Annotated in this window: 19 protein-coding genes and 1 other annotated feature; of the genes, 4 read left to right on the forward strand and 15 right to left on the reverse strand. The window is 38.9% G+C overall.

Going from position 1 to position 18,710, the window contains the following annotated elements; all coding sequences use genetic code 11:
• Positions 1-97 precede the first annotated feature (97 nt).
• The 4 genes from CWR48_RS09885 to CWR48_RS09900 form a co-directional block, all read right to left on the reverse strand.
• Entirely contained in the window at positions 98-1,447 is a 1,350-nt protein-coding gene (locus CWR48_RS09885; RefSeq protein ID WP_115773078.1) for a tripartite tricarboxylate transporter permease, read from the reverse strand.
• Positions 1,444-1,878, reverse strand: coding sequence for a hypothetical protein (locus CWR48_RS09890; RefSeq protein WP_115773079.1), 435 nt, complete (start codon positions 1,876-1,878; stop codon positions 1,444-1,446). Before CWR48_RS09890 ends, CWR48_RS09885 begins: the two co-directional genes overlap by 4 nt.
• A gap of 245 nt (positions 1,879-2,123) precedes the next feature.
• Positions 2,124-2,519 (reverse strand): hypothetical protein, encoded by a 396-nt coding sequence (locus CWR48_RS09895; RefSeq protein ID WP_115773080.1) that lies wholly within the window; start codon positions 2,517-2,519, stop codon positions 2,124-2,126.
• Between the two features lie 11 nt (positions 2,520-2,530).
• Positions 2,531-3,112 (reverse strand): transposase, encoded by a 582-nt coding sequence (locus tag CWR48_RS09900; protein WP_115773081.1) that lies wholly within the window; start codon positions 3,110-3,112, stop codon positions 2,531-2,533.
• A 253-nt stretch (positions 3,113-3,365) separates the two neighbouring features.
• Here CWR48_RS09900 and CWR48_RS09905 point away from each other — a divergent pair, with 253 nt between their 5' ends.
• On the forward strand, positions 3,366-4,640 hold the full coding sequence (locus CWR48_RS09905; RefSeq protein WP_245976779.1) for an MBL fold metallo-hydrolase: 1,275 nt from the start codon (positions 3,366-3,368) through the stop codon (positions 4,638-4,640).
• Positions 4,641-4,643: 3 nt separating this feature from the next.
• Positions 4,644-4,904 (forward strand): DUF3006 domain-containing protein, encoded by a 261-nt coding sequence (locus tag CWR48_RS09910; protein ID WP_115773082.1) that lies wholly within the window; start codon positions 4,644-4,646, stop codon positions 4,902-4,904.
• Between the two features lie 199 nt (positions 4,905-5,103).
• On the opposite strand, the gene CWR48_RS09915 is transcribed toward CWR48_RS09910, so the two are convergent.
• The 3 genes from CWR48_RS09915 to CWR48_RS09925 all read right to left on the reverse strand — a co-directional run bounded on the left by CWR48_RS09915 (position 5,104) and on the right by CWR48_RS09925 (position 9,098).
• Positions 5,104-6,147, reverse strand: a complete 1,044-nt coding sequence (locus CWR48_RS09915; protein ID WP_115773083.1) for a C39 family peptidase — start codon at positions 6,145-6,147, stop codon at positions 5,104-5,106.
• Between the two features lie 79 nt (positions 6,148-6,226).
• A complete protein-coding gene (asnB, locus tag CWR48_RS09920) occupies positions 6,227-8,092 on the reverse strand; it encodes an asparagine synthase (glutamine-hydrolyzing) (RefSeq protein WP_115773084.1) in 1,866 nt (621 codons plus the stop codon).
• A 136-nt stretch (positions 8,093-8,228) separates the two neighbouring features.
• On the reverse strand, positions 8,229-9,098 hold the full coding sequence (locus tag CWR48_RS09925) for an HAD family hydrolase (protein ID WP_115773085.1): 870 nt from the start codon (positions 9,096-9,098) through the stop codon (positions 8,229-8,231).
• Positions 9,099-9,280: 182 nt separating this feature from the next.
• On the opposite strand from CWR48_RS09925, the gene CWR48_RS09930 reads away from it, so the two are divergent.
• The gene (locus CWR48_RS09930; RefSeq protein ID WP_115773086.1) at positions 9,281-10,327 is read left to right on the forward strand and encodes a lactonase family protein; all 1,047 of its coding nucleotides are present in this window, start codon (positions 9,281-9,283) and stop codon (positions 10,325-10,327) included.
• Positions 10,328-10,503: 176 nt separating this feature from the next.
• A complete protein-coding gene (locus tag CWR48_RS20220; protein ID WP_147294882.1) occupies positions 10,504-10,695 on the forward strand; it encodes a hypothetical protein in 192 nt (63 codons plus the stop codon).
• 41 nt (positions 10,696-10,736) lie between these two features.
• Here the strand turns inward: CWR48_RS20220 and CWR48_RS20995 are convergent, their stop codons facing one another.
• The 8 genes from CWR48_RS20995 to CWR48_RS09970 all read right to left on the reverse strand — a co-directional run bounded on the left by CWR48_RS20995 (position 10,737) and on the right by CWR48_RS09970 (position 18,186).
• Entirely contained in the window at positions 10,737-10,859 is a 123-nt protein-coding gene (locus CWR48_RS20995) for a hypothetical protein (protein WP_281270265.1), read from the reverse strand.
• Between the two features lie 27 nt (positions 10,860-10,886).
• Positions 10,887-11,222 carry a hypothetical protein gene (locus CWR48_RS09940; RefSeq protein ID WP_115773088.1) on the reverse strand — a complete coding sequence of 112 codons (336 nt, stop codon included), beginning with the start codon at positions 11,220-11,222 and terminating at the stop codon, positions 10,887-10,889.
• 636 nt (positions 11,223-11,858) lie between these two features.
• Positions 11,859-12,071 (reverse strand): InlB B-repeat-containing protein, encoded by a 213-nt coding sequence (locus CWR48_RS09945; RefSeq protein WP_342772445.1) that lies wholly within the window; start codon positions 12,069-12,071, stop codon positions 11,859-11,861.
• A 12-nt stretch (positions 12,072-12,083) separates the two neighbouring features.
• Positions 12,084-13,787: an InlB B-repeat-containing protein gene (locus CWR48_RS09950; RefSeq protein WP_115773090.1), complete on the reverse strand. Its 1,704-nt coding sequence runs from the start codon at positions 13,785-13,787 to the stop codon at positions 12,084-12,086.
• Between the two features lie 313 nt (positions 13,788-14,100).
• The gene (locus CWR48_RS09955) at positions 14,101-14,931 is read right to left on the reverse strand and encodes an energy-coupling factor transporter transmembrane component T family protein (protein WP_115773091.1); all 831 of its coding nucleotides are present in this window, start codon (positions 14,929-14,931) and stop codon (positions 14,101-14,103) included.
• Entirely contained in the window at positions 14,922-16,634 is a 1,713-nt protein-coding gene (locus CWR48_RS09960; protein WP_115773092.1) for an ABC transporter ATP-binding protein, read from the reverse strand. Before CWR48_RS09960 ends, CWR48_RS09955 begins: the two co-directional genes overlap by 10 nt.
• Before the next feature lie 47 nt (positions 16,635-16,681).
• On the reverse strand, positions 16,682-17,236 hold the full coding sequence (locus CWR48_RS09965) for an ECF-type riboflavin transporter substrate-binding protein (RefSeq protein WP_115773093.1): 555 nt from the start codon (positions 17,234-17,236) through the stop codon (positions 16,682-16,684).
• A gap of 92 nt (positions 17,237-17,328) precedes the next feature.
• The gene (locus tag CWR48_RS09970) at positions 17,329-18,186 is read right to left on the reverse strand and encodes an SAM hydrolase/SAM-dependent halogenase family protein (protein WP_115773094.1); all 858 of its coding nucleotides are present in this window, start codon (positions 18,184-18,186) and stop codon (positions 17,329-17,331) included.
• Between the two features lie 57 nt (positions 18,187-18,243).
• Positions 18,244-18,527: a binding site (T-box leader), on the reverse strand.
• Between the last annotated feature and the right edge of the window lie 183 nt (positions 18,528-18,710).

An 18,710-nucleotide genomic window follows, 5' to 3' on the forward strand; every position in this document is an offset into this window, starting at 1 on the left:
CATTTCTCCAAAATCATATTATTTAGAATACAAAAAGTGTGCCTAGATGTCGAATTTTTTATTGTCTATTTTTAGGGGGCTTGACTACAGACACCACTTACAACAATGTGGTAATCAGCCAGCTTGATCCGTAATAGATCATGAATTGTACTCCTACACCAAGTCCAAGGAAGCGATTCAGCATGCCACCAACCACCGCAACTGCAAATGTTACTAATACGCCCGTTAATTCCCCTTCATAAAAGGCCAGCAGACAAACGATACCAATAAACATACCAATAATTGCTTCCTGGTTTACCTTTTTCATAATAAAGACAGTCGCTTTTCTCGCATAATTCATCGAGAAAGGATAAGCAATCAGCGCTGCTATTACTAATCCAATCAATCCGTAAATAAGGAAATCCAGCGGTGAAAGCAATGTATGTAAATTATGAATTGGCTCCGTTGAATAGACCGGTGGAGCATTAAACAAGGCCGATGCTGGTCCAAGTGTAACCGGACTTAGTGGAATGCCAAATGCAACTAATGGAATAATGGTTTCTGCAACATATGTTGACTCTGTCACGCCATTCATCGTCGCCAAGCTACTTGTTGCTTTTTTGTATTGTCCCTTTATTCGCGAGCCAATTAATTCCCCCATTAGTGACGTCATCCCAACTGGACTCAGCGCAAACGTAAAGGAGGAAAGGAAAGAAGTGCCGACAACCTGTCCCGTTTGTTTTTTTGTTAACACTTTAAATGGATTTGGAAAATAACCCGACCAAGACTTTTTCTCTGGAGCAAGTTTATACTCGTTCATTTCCTTTCTTTCCACCGTTGGCCGTGCGCTTTTCGATGTTGCTAGAAGTAAATCAACTAGCATGGGCCCAATCGCAATACCTAAAAAGAAGCTGATTGACAAGGATTTGTCGAGAATAGTAGAGCTGATTAAGCCTAACCCTTGAAAAATTAACGCAACGGGAAGGATTAGTAAAACACTGACCCAGCGTCCTTTTGAAAAATAACCAATAAGTACTGCCGCTGCAGTAAAGATAATTCCAGAGTTTTCCTGGAAGAACTCGCCAAATTGGCTGAGAAACATTGCAAATAATAAGGAAATCGGCAAAGCAATAAATGCACCAATAATTCCACCAGAAATCATCTTACGAAGGGCAATATGTGGTAGTCCAATTCGCCTTAAAAAGTTCGCATGCTCGAGCATAGGCGCTGCCAGCGTATCCCCGGGAACCCCCATTAGTGCAGTCGGTATTGCATGGGTCAAATGCTTCGCCAAAATTGCTGACATGAAAAAGGCAAATACAGCCTCTGGAGGTGCACCCAATAATACGACAATCAATGTAAATGGTACTAATACCGCTGTCTCATCTGATCCGGACACTACCCCGATCATTGTAAACAGCACGCCACCAATAATGGCGAAGATAATTGCAATCATTAACGTACTCAATTCTTAGGTACCTCCTCATCTGCAAGATACATCTCAGCAATTCCGAGCTCCTTCATTTCCTTAAGAATTACTGGATCATCCAATATTGCCTTTCGCTCTTCAACTAAATCAAATTGAAGCTCTTCATATACTTTTTGTAATTCCTCACTTGAATTTGCTGTCTCGCTCAAGGTACGCTTCGGTTTAAATAAGAGCGCATTTACAATAAGCCCAACCAAGCTCCCGGCAATCCCAAGCAGCAAGGAATAAGATTGTACCATCGACTCTGGAGCAATCTGCGGGAAAATATTTTTTCCAATTAAGAATGCCCCCAAACTGAAGATGACACTAATACAAATTGTTGCTATTAAATGCTTGCCATAAACGGTATCGCCAATAACTTCGACATACGTTCTTGACTCATCCCTTTTCACACCATTTTTATCATACATCTAATATTACTCCTTTAAATGAATTCACCAAAACAATTCTACATTAAAAAGGGGGTGCCTGTCACTCCCCGAGTTTTGTCGGATAATGTCGAAATAAAGACGCAAGTTCAAATGAATGAGGATTCATCAGAACTTGCGTCTTTATTTTATGATGCAATTTAATAACTTAATAAATCTTTAACTATTTTAAATGTAGGCTTATAGTTTACCTTTTCAAAACCAACTTTTTGGGGTCACATCAAGGACTACTCTTTCTTTAGACGACTCAAACATTGTTTTAATTCCAAGGAGTTCTCTTTCTCCAGCCTTGTTTTCTCATAATCTATCAAAATTCGTTCAATTGCTTCAGCTTTCATCACAATTTGAAACCATGTATTTACTTGACTTGCGCTCGGGAGTTGTCGTTTCGGTACAATGATTTCTCTTTTCCATTCTTCGATCAGGACAACCGCTCGATGGTTACTCTCCCAGCGATCGAGAACACCAATTATTGTCATTTCAGTTTCATTATCCAATTCAAAATCCCTCGAACCTAAGATTGTTCCGAAGATCCCGTACTCTAGTATGATTAAAAATAAAAAGATTGCACTAAATAAAAACAAAATCTGCAAAAAATACGCTAATTTGATTTCTTGCTTCATCTACTTCTTCCTCACCGTGTTATTGAGAATTGTTCAGACTGAATCATATCATCTTCCATATTTAAAAATTCATGGTATTGCTTTCGCTTTTCCTTCTCATTTCCAGGAAAAGAATCCAACACAATATTCGGGTTTAATAAACTAGAGTCCGAAACGTGATAATATTGCCGATAACTGCTCCATTGATAGTTTTCTGGATCCCTTACCATTCCTGCCTTGACTGGATTAAGATGGATATAACGACTTACTTTTAACATGCTTAATGATGTCAATATTCGCTCATCGAAGAACCGTTTTTCAAATACATGACCAGTTACCCCATGTTTATTATTGAAATAATCTGCGTAGCGCTTATTTAAGAGTGACATGATTTTCGAGATGGATTGATCAAGGGATCGCATTTGCAGATGGAAATGGTTTGTCATCAGACAATATGAGGCAAGCTCGAATGGAATTTTTTGTTTCACTTGGTGAAGAAAGTGGAGGAACATATTGTAATCAACTTCTTCACGAAAAATTGCATCCCGCCTATTTCCGCGGGAAATGATATGATAAAATGTATCTGGTAACCAAATACGTCTCTTTCTGGCCATGTGGATTCCCCTTTATTTTATATGTATTAATCATTTGTTTCTAAGATAAAATAACACCGGCGAAAATGCAAAGGCGAAAAATTCAATTATCCAACTTGTTTTTGTCGAGATAATTCAATTTTATCCTAGTAAGAAATTGAATTTTTGCTAGTGCAACGAATAGAGAAAATGAATTTCATAGATTCAATCGACATTAATCGACAAAACCCAGGAAGTGACAGGCACCATAAAGCACACAAGGGAGGGCACATAAGTGAAATTACTTCTATCTATGATTCTTACCGTCCTATTAGTTGCTTGTGGGCAAGGAGTAGAACAGGGAGCGATATCAGATAATCTTCGTAATGAAGCGGAGCCACAGTCAGAGATAACCGCTGAAAACGACGAGGTAGATTCTACAGCTGTGGTAGAAAACCCAGGAACTGCTAAAACTATAAAAGAAACTAATAATCATACTGATCCCAATGAATTGAAAGTGCATTACATCGATGCAGGTCAGGCGAATGCCACGCTATTCCAGTATTCGGGTCAAGAAGATTCATACACAATTCTTTATGACACTGGGGACTGGAATCGAAATGACGTTGTGAACTATTTAGCAGCTCAAGATATCTCGACCATCGACTTGATTATCGTTAGCCATTCAGATGCTGACCATATTGGGCAATTGGCAGATATAGTAACAACTTATGATACTGGTGAAGTGTGGTTATCTGGAAATGAAAGTTCTTCTGAAACTTTTCAAAATGCATTAGAGGCAGTAATCGCAAGTGGTGCAGATTATCACGAACCAAGAGCTGGCGAATTGTTCGACATTGGACCAATGCAACTAGAAATCATTTACCCAATAACAATTTCTGGCAAAACAAATGAAGAATCCATTTCTATTTTATTTACATATGGGAATACGAAGTTTCTCTTTACTGGTGATGCAGGGAAGAGTGAGGAATTAGACATGATTCATTCCAGCATCAATATTCATGCAGATATTTTACAGCTTGGGCATCACGGCTCAAATACATCAACAGACCCAGCATTCCTTCAAGCTGTCAGTCCATCTGTTGCTATTTATAGTGCAGGCAGAGACAATAGTTATGGGCATCCGAGTCCAGAGGTTATCTCTTCTGTTCAAAACGCTGGAATCGATTTATATGGCACAGCTGTAAATGGCACGATTATTGTAACGACCGATGGGGAAGAATACAGCATCGCTACTAACAAGGATGGTACTGTAAGCCCAGCAAGTACTGGTTCTGCAAATGCTTCGAATGAAAATAATGATGCAAACGAAGAGAATGAGGAAGCAACGACAAGCGATGAAAATGCTAGTTCAGCCTCATGTATCAATATCAATCAAGCATCGATTGACAAAGTACAAGGAATCATTCATATCGGACCTGAGAGGGCGCAGGATTTAATCGATTTGAGGCCATATGGCTCTGTAGACGAGCTCACTCGCATCAAAGGAATTGGCCCCGCAAGAATTGCTGATATAAAAAATGAAGGAATCGCATGTGTAGGAGGATAGACGATGAAAGGTATTCTTGATCGTTTCGAGGGTGATAAAGCTATCATCCTAATTGAAGAAATAAGAGAAGAATTCACTATTCCAAAAACAGAATTGCCATCTGGTAGTAAGCAGCAGGCAATATTCCATTTAGAAAAGGCGAATAACGGTTATAAAATACTAGGCATCGATAAACCGGCAACAAATGCCGCTGCCGAAAAATCCACTAGTCTGATGGATAAACTACGAGTAAAAGGTAGCGGAAGTAAATTTAAAAGGAAATGACAAAATCGGCTTTCCATCTTGGATAGCCGATTTTAATTTGAATGGAATTCTAGCCTCGCACGCTGCTTTACATATATAAATGCTTCAGTTTTGGAACATAGCTTTCCATCATCACAGGAACGATCTCCAACACTGTTCCACCTCTGAATATAATAGTCGCACCAATGCCCACAACAGATCCAGCAATACTTTCCCATTCTCAATACACCACCAGTGCATGTCCACCAGCCTGCTCAAAAATAGCAAATAAGTGCTCAGCTTGATACTTCACATTTCCCTTCAAAGGGTCCATCGCAAACACCAAATCATCCTTAAATCCAGTTAGGACAACGGTATGGGAATTCGTCGGAACATTAACTTTTTTATCCGTCCCTTTTATGTGCCAGGAATAAGTAAAACGTGGCTCTTTCATGTCAACCGTTGTCCACATAATCACAGGAATACCTTTAGAAAGAAACTGATAGATTGCTTTCTTAGGGCTACCACTAATATTTTTTGCAACATGGCTGCCATTATTCGCTGCAAAATACCGCTCAACCGTTTCTTTAATTGGCTGTGCATAACTAAAGAAACCTTGCCCTTCACTTCTTGGATCGCCTGCATAGGCAAGATACGGGTCCGCACCGAAAAGCTTATTGTCTTCTCTTGTAAATGCAACCTTTGGCAAATACTTATTCGCTAATTCCAGCTTATTTGTCGCATATCCATAGTAGTTGAGAACCGCAGCAAGTGATGTTACCTCACAACCATTTGGTAATTCTGGATTTTGCAAAATAGATTTTACGGGGAGTTGAACTGCCGTAACCTCAATATCCTTTTCCTCGTTTCGCACATAGTCCGTTACAAAGCTAGGGACATCATTTTCAATTGTAATCCGAACATTATCGATACCGAGTGTCAGCTCATGCTGCACCACATTTAACTCGTAAGGCTCTAAAACATTCGTTTGCCGTACGTAATACTGGCGATTTAAAGGCAAGAAGTCAGAGGTTGCACTCCCATCGATGGAGGTCTCGATTTCATCCATTACCACATTCGTTTCTGCATCGATAATTTGAAATTTACTATTTTTTATTGGATAGCCATGCCGGACATCGACACTTACAATCGTTAACATGCCACTATCCAGTTCTAAAAAATCCGTAATCATCGCATAAACCTTATTTGCCTGTGTACCTACAATAAATATCACTATAAAAAGTAAGAAGAAGAGAATGGAATTTCGGATAATCAGTTTCAACATGCAATGCTCCTTTATTGCAATAAAGCAGACAAGCGTCCCTAAGTCCGCTTATCTGCCTCAAATAATCTATCTTAAAACCTTACAATGTGGCATTCATATCTTCATCAATGAAAAATCGTTTATACCAGATTAAGAAAACATACACAGTCCAAATATAGCGCGCACGGTTTGCCTTCCCAGTATAATGTTCATCAAGATAGCCAACGATCGCTTCTGTGTGGAAGAATTCCTTCGCATACTCCGCTTCAAAAACAGCCTTCACTTGCTTGTAATATTTCTCCTGCTTGATCCAATCTCTAAATGGTACAGGGAAGCCGACTTTTGGTCGATTTGCCCATTCATCTGGCAATACCTCATTTGCAGCTTTTCTTAGCACATATTTTGTATCTTTATCATTTACTTTTAAATGTGCAGGAATTTTTGCAGCCATTTCCATTACTTCTTTATCTAAGAACGGCACACGTAGTTCGATGGAATGCGCCGAGCTCATCTTATCCGCTTTTAATAAAATATCCCCAGGCAACCAGTGCTTCATATCTACATATTGTTTTTTCGTTACATCGTCTTTTCCTTTTACTTTTAGGTAAGATTCACGAACGACTTCAATAGGTGATGGTCCATTTTTATAGTTTTTCTGTAACACTTTTAATGCATCTTTTTCTTTGAATACTTTTGCTTCACCAATAAATTGTTCTTCAACCTTTAGACCACCTTTTACTACGAAATTCGTAATCCGATTCTCAGGCAATCCTCTGCTAATATTGGATGCAAGACGGCGTAGGAAGAATGGAATTTTTTCATATTTCTTCTCAGAATTGGTCTTGTCATACCATGCATAACCACCGAATATTTCATCCGCGCCCTCTCCAGATAAAAGGACGGTTGCATGCTTACTAGCTAATTCGGCTAAGAAATAGAGTGGTACTGAAGACAGATTCGATTGTGGCTCGTCCATATGATACTGAATCGTTGGAATCACATCGAAGAATTCATCTGCATCGATAATTTTCTTATGGTTTTCAATGCCAAGCTGTTTCGACAAATCTTCCGCTAGATTTGTTTCATTAAATACACCTTCATAATCTTTAAAGCCAACAGAGAACGTCTTGTCAGGCTTTAATAATGCGGTGATATAACTTGAATCAACACCACCAGATAGGAATGAGCCAACTTTTACATCACTAATTCGATGATAGTTTACGGATTCCTCCATTGTTTTCTTGATTTTGTCAACATAATACTCAAGGGTATTTTCTTCTGCGTCAAAATTAATATCCCAATAGGAGTTGATCTCCATCTTTCCATTTTTATAAATCATATAATGACCTGGTCTTAATTTATAAACCCCTTTGAAAAACGTCTCATCAAGTGCAGAATATTGGAAAGTTAAATATGGTTTCAGTGAATCCTTATTCAATTCCTTCTTAAACCCAGGATGCTTCAAGAATGTCTTGATTTCCGAACCGAAAAGGAGTGAGTTATCTTCTGTATTTTCTGTATAATACAGCGGCTTAATACCAAAGAAATCACGAGCAATAAAGAGGTGATCTGCTTTTTTATCCCAAATTGCAAATGCGAACATCCCTCTTAACTTTTGCAAGATATCGATGCCATACTCTTCATAACCATGGACGATAACTTCCGTATCACTTTGGCTTTTAAATGTATGTCCTTTAGCGATTAAATCATCCATTAATGCATGATAATTGTAAATTTCCCCATTAAAAATAAGCGCAATTGAGCCATCCTCATTGAACATTGGCTGGCTTGCATCCGTTGTTAAATCGATTATTTGCAGACGTCTGAAACCGAGTGTCACCTTATCATCAGAGAAACGTCCATCACTATCTGGACCGCGATGCCCAATTGTGTTCATCATATTTACTATTACATTATCATTATTTATATTAAGCTTACCATTAGTAAATCCTACAATACCGCACATTACAAAATCTCCTCATCAATCAAATATATTATCATAATACTATATTTTGCCGATGCATGCATAGTATTTTATAGGAGCCAATTAATAAACTAAATCAGCGAATACTTGATCTCGCTTCGACACTCATGAAAATCCCCTATAAAGACAGCGATTCTCCATGCACAAACTTACGAAGCCCATATGCGACCCCATTTTCATCGTAATTTTTCGTAACATGTGTTGCTTGTTTCTTCACCATTTCTTCCGCATTTCCCATTGCAATGCTCATTCCAGCGACCTCAAACATGGACAGGTCGTTTAAATTATCGCCGATTGCTACCGTATCTTCTAAGGGTACATGTAAATGGTTGGCAATGAATACCAATGCATTCCCTTTGCTTGCATCGGGATTACCAATTTCTAGCTTTTGCACACCAGAGGTCGTTAGCAAAATATTCTTTTGCCCCATTAAACGGTCACTAAGGGTTGACAGTCTCTCCTGGTCAAATGATAGAACAAAGATTTTATAAACCTCTAATGCCGCATAATCGACATCGTGATAATCCATCACGTAGGTTAATCCATTCTGTTTAAATTGAATGTCAATCATTTTGTTTGCAACGGCTGCCGCAAAATCAGCATTTCCTTCTTGCAAGCGTTGCACCTCTAGCTCTAAAATATCCCTTCCCGTTTTTTCTACATATACCCCTTGATTCGTATACATTTCAAAATATAGCTCGTTTTCCTCAACGATTTCAATTAATTCCTCGATGAGTTCTGAATCTAAATAAAGATACTGCAAAAATTCATCATTATGAAAAATAATCGCCCCATTGCCAGTGATGATTGGGCATTCCAATGCTGCATTATGAAGAATTTGCTTCGTATCATGGAGTGAACGCCCAGAAGAAATAACTACTATATCTCCACCCTGCTGAACGTCACGGATTGACTTTCTGTTTTCCTCACTAATGGAACCGTCCTCAGCTAACAATGTTCCGTCTAAATCGATTGCAATTAATTTCATTAAACTGCCTCCCCTCAAATCCTATTCGTTCATATTATTGTACAAGTTAATTGGGAAATGTTCTATCAATTGCCATTGAGTCAGTGCAATACATGATAATTCGACAAAACTCGGGAAGTGACAGGCACCTCATAAAAGGAGTATGATAGAGAAAATGGGTTTGAAAGGGGAATCATCTTACTATGAAATATACTGGATATATTGGAACGTATACGAAGAAGGAAAGTAAAGGGGTTTATTCTTTTACCCTCGATACAGAGGATGCAAAGATTTCAGATATAAAGGTTGCAGCTGAAATTGGAAACCCAACATACTTAAATATCACAGACGATAAGAAATACCTTTATGCAATTGCAACAGAGGATGATTTGGGTGGACTAGCCTCTTATTCTATTGACAAGTCTACTGGTGAGCTTACATTTTTAAATAAACAAATGGCAAAAGGTCCGAATCCTTGTCATGTGAATACCGACAGAAAGCACCGCTTCTTATTTAGTACAAACTATCATAATGGCACAGTGGATTCTTATTTGCTCGACCAAGAGAACGGAACTATCAGCCCTGTTGTATCTTCCATTCAACACAATGGAAGTGGACCGGATCCAAGACAAGAAAAATCACATGTCCATTTTTCATGTATGACACCAGATGAAGCATATCTGGTTGCAATTGATTTAGGCGGTGATTTACTCGCAACGTATGCGGTTAGTGAAGAAGGCATATTAACAGAAGTGAATCGCTTAGAGCTTCCTGCGGGTAGTGGTCCTAGGCACCTTGTCTTCCATCCGAAACTGGAAAATATCGTTTACCTTGCAACAGAGTTCAGCTCAGAAGTCATCGTTTTAAATTACGAGAAGGAAGATGGAAGCTTTACAATCAATCAAACAATCCGTACAATCCCTGCAGACTTTACTGAAAACAATCAAGGAAGTGCGATCCATATCACTTCTAATGGAAAATTTGTTTATTCAGGAAATCGCGGGCATAACAGTCTCGCAATTTTTAAAGCAAATGAGGAAACAGGAGAGCTTAGCTTCGTTGAAAACGTATCAACAGAAGGCGATTGGCCGAGGGACTTCGTACTGGACCCTACGGAAAAATTCCTAATCGCTACAAACCAAGAGTCAAGCAACCTTACATTATTCGCTAGAGACACAGAAACTGGGAAATTAACGGTTATTGAAAAAAATATTCCAGCGCCAGAAGCTGTTTGCATTAAATTCTTATAAAATAAAATGAGTGAAGGGGCATGCTTATGTTCCTTCACTCATTTTATTTCGGCCTTCAATACATATAGCACTTCTGTTCATGTTTTCTCCTATTTTCCGGTAAGTCATTCCTGTTTTCCTTTGAACACGATTGTCAATACAGTGGAACCATACTACATCTGAATTGAGCGGCGAAAGTGTCATTTCGAGCGAGCACGCATCCGTATCGAGCGGAAGTAGTACCAGTTCGAGCGAGCACACATCTATATAGAGCTGAAGTAGTACCAGTTCGAGCGAGCGTACATCTATATCGAGCAGCAGAAGTACCAGTTCGAGCGAGCGTACATCAGATTCGAAAGGCAAAAGTATCAAATAAAAAGAAGAACTAAATCCCCCCTAAGATTTAGTCCTTCACATCATATATATGCTTTTATAAATGTCTACTTTGAAAATATTCTTTAAACGCCTGGTACATCTCAATCCCTTGAAAATAAAACAAGTAAACGGAAGTTAGAGATAGAAAACCAATCAATATAAAGCGTACCCACATCATTTACAACGTCCCCCTTTGAAAAATTAATTAATTAATTTTTGGTAAAGGAGATGTGATCACATAATTAGATTGATAGAACATCGGAATGAATAAACGATGCTTCATTCTAATTTTCGCTGTGAACTGATAGACTGCATACGTTACAATCAAAGCTAGGAATATAGCATTATTAAAATTTACTAACGCAAGCTTTTGCTTCTCTACATCAATCGGATCAAGATTTACTGCATGATTCGTTTGTAAGGTTTCCCCTTCTTCATCAATCATCACTAAATGATGATGTAGTGATGAACCGTACAGTACATTCGTGTTGAAAGCACCAATCATGGTGAAAAGCATAAAAAGGATTACGTATTTTTTCATGAATACACATCCTTTTCATAAGGTGTCATTATTATACACGAAAATAAACAACAATAAAACAGTAAAGTTTCGACAAGTTATGTAAAAACCGTTATGTTAAAACTCCCATACACCATATAATTTACGTCTGGGAGCACATTCACCCCGATTCATTTCAAATTTGCCATTACATTCATTTGCTCCTTTTTCCACACTTTCTTACCTACGAACAAAAGCGCAAGCGCCCGTTTAGCAACGCTCGGACTGCGCCCCACGAACATGAGGTGGTTCGAAGTTGCCACAGAACGTGGCGAACTTAGTCGAACTTCTCCTTGCCTTTTGAGATAAAGGAAACTCTTTGGGAGCGTAAGCGGTTGACTTAGATTACGGAAGTGAGGGAAGTCTCGCTACAGCTTTAGCGCTGGAGCTGGACGTGACTATTCTCAGTAATTAAGTTATCCACAGCACCCAATTTTATAGTTTCCTATGCTACCAAAAAAGGGAAGAACAATAACGGTTCCTCCCTTCCTTACATTATTCATCTGGAATTTTTACAAATGCTGCAGTTGCATCCATGTTTAGCTTTAATTATAACGTTTTCCCCATCTGATTAGGAACAATAGAACCTTCTCATTAAACAGATGGCGAGAATGTGCATTATGATTCAGAGATTTCTTTAAAGATTGCTCGTACATTTTTATTATTATTCATTGTTACGGAAATCGCCGATGAAGTACCTGAAGCATCACCTTCCCAGCTAGCAAATTGCCAGCCATCACTTGGTACAGCAGTTAGTTGTACAACCGTTCCTTTCGTGAAGGAATTTCCTTGTGAGCTCTTATTGACAGTTCCGCTTCCGGACATGTTCACCCCTAAGCTATATTAAATTGGATCTAATTCAGGACTTGGCTGTGGGGTGGGATCTGGTTCCACTGGAGTCGGATTTGGATCTGGTTCCTCTGGAATAGGATTTGGATCTGGTTCCGGTTCCTCTGGAATAGGATTTGGATCAGGATCTGGTTTCTCTGGACTTGGCGCTAGATTAGAATCCGGATCTGTCTTCTCTGGACTTCGCGGATTAGAATCCGGTTCCTCTGTAGAAGGATTTGGATCTGGTTTCACAGGTGTTGTTGGATTCTTATCTCGTGATGAATCATTCGCTCGTTCCTCAGATCCATCCGATTCATGATTCATTGTAAACACCGCGGTAATATCCTTATCCTCATCCATCTGCACCGTTATTTGTTGATTGCCTCCACTTACAGATCCTTCCCAATGATCAAATGACCAGCCAGAACTTGGTGCTGCCGTTAGGGTTACCGAATCCATATGATTATAAGTCGTGTCTAGTGATTCACGGTAAATATTACCTTCCCCTTCAATCGCTAACGTTAATTCATGGGTATCACTCCGCTCGAATACGGCCTGAATTGTCATATCTCCCTCGACAACAACTGTTGCTGGATTCGTTTCTCCAGTGAGGTCTCCATTCCAGCCGACGAATTTCCAACCAGCAACAGGATGCGCTTCAATCTGAATTTCACTTCCTACAGGATAGCTCGCTTGCTCAGGAGATATAGAGACCGTTCCATTCCCCTTTACACCTGTTTTGATTATCTTATCCTCGTCAGAAATCGCAACACGAAGCTCCGCATCCAACTCTTGGTAGCTTACATTTACCATCGTTATTCCTTCTTCAATTGGCTCGATGGAATTGTTCTGACCTTCTGTTTGATCGAACGCGATAATATCATTACTTGCTGTCCACTCAGGATTGAATTCCATTACCTCACCTGCAGCATCGACACCAGATACCGACAGTGCAAGTTCCTGTCCAATCGCCAGCGGTTTCAAATCAGATGGTGCAAATGTGATTTCCTCAATTACTTGATCTTCCACAAAAATCTTAGTTTCCTTTGTGATTGGACCAACGGTTGTTGAAATCACCACACTGCCGACATCAGTCCCAGTGAGCGTAACAGATGTGTCTGTTTCATTCGTGATGCTGCCAGCATCCTCATTTTTAAGCTCCCATTCAGCCTCAACTGGAAGCTTTACACCGTTATTTTTCTTCCAGACTAATGATAAATCTCTACTAAAATCCTGCTGAACATAATGACGGTCAACTTCAATTTCAACGTTGGAAACAAGTTGCTCTTCTAATTCTCTTAATGCTTCATTTTTAGTAGCTTTAATACCCGCTTGAATCGTGTTTGCTACATTTTCTAAATCGTCCGTTCCTTCATATGCGATCGATAAGAAATAATAAAATTGTGCTTCTTTTGGTTTGAGCTGAATACCTTCATCTAATACGTCGATGGCGACATCATATTTTGACAATGCCATATATGCGTTTGCCAACCCAATGCGTGCTTCCGTATGTGATGGGTCCTGTTCGAGCACTTTTTCAAATAAGTTAATGCTCTCCTCAATTTGGTCTTGTTCAAGCAAAACTTTTGCCTGTTCAAGCTGATCATCAATTGTCATGGTAATTTTGTCCGATTGTATGACTTGAAACGTAAAGAAAGCAGCAACAGCAACCGTTACAACTCCTAACAGGATTAGAAATAATCGCTTTTTGTTCATGTATCGCTAACCTCTCTATTCTATTGTAGTGGTAAAATTCGTCACATTTTCTACCATTATTATACATGATTGTGTCACATTATGGTGAAAGAATAGCAGATTACTAAGGAAAAAGCATTGGTGCTGAAGAATTAGGAAAATAATTGCATTAGAAAACTAGGTTTGTCACCAAGCCTTTCGATGACAGCCTTAGTTGCACTTATTCGTTCAGAAAGTCGTTATACTTTCTTATCTACTAAAAATAATCCCCACCTAAAGCAGGGATTAATTCACTCTGATCTTTCACTCAAAAATTCCTATCTTTCCATCCAACTTAAATAAATGGATTATAAAATCTGCTCCCATCATGGAAGGTTATTAATAAGGATAACACTAAGAGTAATACAGCTATTATAATCGTGATATAGTCTCGTTGTTTGAATGGCTTTTCGCTATACCATGACCGCTTTTTATTCTTGCCGAATCCCCGTAGTTCCATCGCATTACTCACAACTTCAATTCGTTCCAGGCTTGATAGTATTAAAGGAAATACAATCGTCGAGACATTTTTCACCCTTTTCCATACCTTCTCATTTCTCGATAAATCGATGCCTCGGGCTTGTTGCGATTGAGCAATTATCCGAAACTCGCGCTGTATATCTGGTATATAACGGAAGGCGAGTGAAACAGAGTATGCAATTTTATAATTTACACCAATTTTATTCAATGATGCAGCGAACTCACTTGGGTGAGTCGTGACGATGAAGAGTAGCGCTGCTGGAATGACGACAAAGTACTTTAGTGTAATGTTAAACTGATAAAATAATTGTTCCAGTGTCAGATTATACCGACTTACAATCTCAATTAAAACGTGGCTTGTACCATAAATTTTTACACCCTCTTGTGGGGAAAAAATGTAGATTGCCACATTATTCAACAGTAAAAAGGCAAGGATAAAGGCTAATACAAAGCCAATTTCACGAATCTTCACTTGTGAAATTTTAAAAATATAGATACTAAGCACGAATAAAACGAGTAACACACGCGTGTCATAACTTAGCATTGCTGCTGATGACCACATGAGGAATGCAATTAGTTTCGTTGCCCCTGATAACGCATGAACTGGTGATTTACGATCAATATAGGATAACATTTCTACTGCCATTTTTTCCTAACCCCCTTATCGAAGGCAATAAATCGAGATACAAATTCCTTTGGATCCGCAATATCTGCTCGTACGGCAAGATCTAAGAGTGATGTCTGCTTTAAATTCGCTTGTGCAATTACTTCCTCATTTGATAAGATATTCACCGCTGAATCATCCGCTAAAATTCTACCATCTGCAATTACAATGGCACGCGGTGTATATTCGAGCATAAGATGCATATCATGCGTGATCATCAAGATTGTGACACCTTGCCGATTTAATTCCACTAGAAATTCCATCATTTCTGTATAATGGCGAAAATCCTGCCCTGCCGTTGGCTCGTCCAAAATAAGAATTTCCGAGTTTAGCACCAAAATAGAGGCAATCGTGACTCGTTTCTTCTGGCCAAAGCTTAGGGCAGAAATTGGCCAATTTCGAAAAGGATAGAGACCACATACCTTCAACGTCTTTTCAACGCGCGATTTAATTTCCTCCTTAGGAACGCCGCGCATCACAAGCCCAAGTGCAACCTCATCATAGATTATATGCTTGGATATCATGTGATTTGGATTCTGCATTACCATCCCAATTCGTTCTGCACGTTGACGAATGGTATCGTTCGTAATGTCCTCTCCTCTAAAAAGAATCTTTCCAGATTGAGCCTTTTCAAAGCCACAAATTAACCTTGACAATGTCGATTTTCCAGCACCGTTTTTACCAACAATGCTCACCATTTCACCTTGATCAATTGAAAACGAAATATCATGGAGAATTTGTCTTTCTCGATGATAGCCAAAATGAAGGTTTTGGACGGCAATCACTGGGGTAGTTTTTCCCCGTGACACTGCTGAATCTGCATGTTCAAACCATTCTTGTAGATTTGCTTTACATGCATCTATATCAAGGGTTGTTATATGTGCTGGCCGCATTTCTTCTGTAAGTGGAACATTAGCATATTTCAGCGCTTTAATATAAAGTGGCTCACGGATATTACTTGATTCCAGTACATTTGATACGAGCAGTGCATCCGGCGTTGTATCATTGACAATTTTCCCTTCGTCCATGACGATAATCCGGTCAACCGATTCATGCAAGACATCCTCCAAACGGTGCTCAATAATCACAACGGTTGTGTTCGTTTCTTTTTGGACTTGGTCAATCAATGTAATTGCATGCTTCCCTGTTGCCGGATCAAGGTTCGCTAACGGTTCATCAAATAATAAAATTGCTACCTTGTCAACTAATACCCCACCAAGTGATACACGCTGCTTCTGCCCACCAGATAATTCGTGGATTGAAGTATCAATATGATCATCCATTTCTACTAATCTTGAAACATCGACAACTTGCTTGTTCATCTGTTCTTGTGGGACGCCATCATTTTCCAATACAAACGCAATGTCCTCGCCAACAGATAGTCCGATGAATTGCCCATCTGGATCCTGTAATACGGTTCCAACCATTTTCGATAAGGAAAATAGGTCTAAGCCCTTCGTCTCTTGGTCGAGAATGGTCAGACTTCCCTCAATATCCCCTTTATACGAGAAAGGCACTAGACCATTTATACAATGAGCTAGTGTACTTTTCCCTGAACCAGATGGACCAACAATTAATACTCTTTCCCCTTCATAAATCGTCAAATTAATATTGACTAACGTTGGTTCAACTTGGCTTCTATATTTAAATGAAAAATCTTTAAAATCTATGATAGCTTTTTTCATAATAAACTCCTTCTTATATGGAACCAACATCTAGAAAAAGGCAACCATTATTCTTTAACAAGACTGTCGCTCTTATTTCTTGTTTTTGCATAGGAAGATAATAATAATGTACCAATAATTCCAACAGTAATGATATTGAAAATACCAGCAACAGCGCCTTGCGTGAACACTTTACTAGCTGGTTCTGCGTAAATTAATACATCAAGGAACGGGGCAAGGATAAACCAGCCAACAAATTGCACAATTGCTTGAACAATATTAAACGTTATGATTTGGCTTTTGCCAAAAACGCCACTTTCAATATTGATTCGATTCGATACAAGTCCAGTGAAGAAACCAACAAATAACGATACAAATACCCAGCTCCACCAAACGGAACCCCATGTGATTGCATCTGTTAATGTATGGCCAATCAGCCCAATTAATCCACCTGCAATTGGACCGAAGACAACGGCCATCAACGCTAGGAAGGCATATGATGTTTGAATATTCGTATTTGGGATGCCTGTTGGGATTGCTACAAATCTTGATAAAATAACAAATACCGCTGCGCCTATCCCAATTGCTACAATCGTTTTAATTGATAATGAATTTTTCCACATGTTATTTCCCCCTCGTCTTTTGGAGCCTTCAATTCGGGTGCAATCACCCTTATACAGATTTGACGACTTTGACCTTCTCTATCATCAAAAATTTAACTGAAAATAAGGTCGGTTGCCTTACGAATACTAATTTTCCAATTTGCACCTGTTTCGATGTGGTACGCATTCGCAAACGATCCTTGGTTAATTGCAACACCAAGTTTGTCTAATGAGTTAACAAATAAAAGTGGTTCACCTAAACGGCTATCTGCGAAGGAACGGCCAAATTTCATGATATTCTTATAGATATGACGACGGTTATTTTTGATGGTAACTTCTAATGAATCACCATATTTAACACCACTTTCGATAAATAACGCACGATCAATATTTGTCCATAGGTTACCAAATCGTACATCGAGAATGTCAATGTTACCGATTAACATTCCATCTTTAATACATGCCTCCGTTCTTTCTAATTCAATGATTTGATCAACATCATGTACTGGTCCAACCTCCTCAAAACTTATCACGCCAGATGCCAGTCTTGCGCCTGTAAATGCATAGACATCACGACCATGGAAAGTATAGGAATCTCCAGAGTTTGGCAAACGATTGATTCTTTCATCGATAATTCGTGCTTCAGTAATACCAATATGCTGTTTAATATGGGTCAAGGTCCCATTATCCGGAGTGATAATATAATGATTATCGGCTGTTTTTGCCACGATACTTAAACGATCTGTCCCTACACCTGGATCGACTACGGAAACGAAAACACTATCTTCTGGCCAGTAGGGATTCGTTTGATAAAGGCGATAAGAAGCCTCCCATATATTATATTGTGGAATATCATGTGTTAGATCAAAAATGCGAATTTTCGGGTCAACTGAAAGTGCAACACCATACATCGCACTAACTGCACCGTCACTTAAACCAAAATCTGTTTGCAATACTAAATGTTTACTCATGCTAAAACCCTCCAATTAATTTTTTCCATTAAAAAACCACGCCATTACCGAAAAAACGATAAGGACGTGGTTGATTATACGTGGTACCACCTTACTTTACTGCATGCTCACACATACAGCCTCATCAAGTACTCAAAGCCCTAATTCTAATAGAATGCCCTTTTATACTTGTGGTATGGATAACGAGTACCAAATCTCGTCGAAACCTACTAATATCTTAAGATACTTTCAGCACGAAACTCAGAGGCCATTGTTCAGATTCTTATTTTTGCTTCTTTCCAGCTACCGAAGCTCTCTTTGAAAAATAATGAAATCCTACTTTTCCTCATCAACGTCTTTTAAAAATGTTGTGACTATTTGATTAACGTTAGTATAAGATATAGTTTTTAGAAAGGCAAGCTTTTTTTGAATTTTTTGAGGTGCCTGTATTTGGGGGTGCCTGTAGTCAAGCCCCCTAAAAATAGACAATAAAAAATTCGACATCTAGGCACACTTTTTGTATTCTAAATAATATGATTTTGGAG

Source organism: Oceanobacillus arenosus, from assembly GCF_003369575.1.
Classification (GTDB): domain Bacteria; phylum Bacillota; class Bacilli; order Bacillales; family Amphibacillaceae; genus Oceanobacillus; species Oceanobacillus arenosus.

Bases quoted from the DNA above. Each gene is read 5' to 3' on its own strand.
- CWR48_RS09890 (WP_115773079.1), bottom strand. From the start codon at position 1,878: ATGTATGATAAAAATGGTGTGAAAAGGGATGAGTCAAGAACGTATGTC.
- CWR48_RS09895 (WP_115773080.1), bottom strand. From the start codon at position 2,519: ATGAAGCAAGAAATCAAATTAGCGTATTTTTTGCAGATTTTGTTTTTA.
- CWR48_RS09900 (WP_115773081.1), bottom strand. From the start codon at position 3,112: ATGGCCAGAAAGAGACGTATTTGGTTACCAGATACATTTTATCATATC.
- CWR48_RS09910 (WP_115773082.1), top strand. From the start codon at position 4,644: ATGAAAGGTATTCTTGATCGTTTCGAGGGTGATAAAGCTATCATCCTA.
- CWR48_RS09915 (WP_115773083.1), bottom strand. From the start codon at position 6,147: ATGTTGAAACTGATTATCCGAAATTCCATTCTCTTCTTCTTACTTTTT.
- asnB (WP_115773084.1), bottom strand. From the start codon at position 8,092: ATGTGCGGTATTGTAGGATTTACTAATGGTAAGCTTAATATAAATAAT.
- CWR48_RS09925 (WP_115773085.1), bottom strand. From the start codon at position 9,098: ATGAAATTAATTGCAATCGATTTAGACGGAACATTGTTAGCTGAGGAC.
- CWR48_RS09930 (WP_115773086.1), top strand. From the start codon at position 9,281: ATGAAATATACTGGATATATTGGAACGTATACGAAGAAGGAAAGTAAA.
- CWR48_RS20995 (WP_281270265.1), bottom strand. From the start codon at position 10,859: ATGATGTGGGTACGCTTTATATTGATTGGTTTTCTATCTCTAACTTCC.
- CWR48_RS09940 (WP_115773088.1), bottom strand. From the start codon at position 11,222: ATGAAAAAATACGTAATCCTTTTTATGCTTTTCACCATGATTGGTGCT.
- CWR48_RS09950 (WP_115773090.1), bottom strand. From the start codon at position 13,787: ATGAACAAAAAGCGATTATTTCTAATCCTGTTAGGAGTTGTAACGGTT.
- CWR48_RS09955 (WP_115773091.1), bottom strand. From the start codon at position 14,931: ATGGCAGTAGAAATGTTATCCTATATTGATCGTAAATCACCAGTTCAT.
- CWR48_RS09960 (WP_115773092.1), bottom strand. From the start codon at position 16,634: ATGAAAAAAGCTATCATAGATTTTAAAGATTTTTCATTTAAATATAGA.
- CWR48_RS09965 (WP_115773093.1), bottom strand. From the start codon at position 17,236: ATGTGGAAAAATTCATTATCAATTAAAACGATTGTAGCAATTGGGATA.
- CWR48_RS09970 (WP_115773094.1), bottom strand. From the start codon at position 18,186: ATGAGTAAACATTTAGTATTGCAAACAGATTTTGGTTTAAGTGACGGT.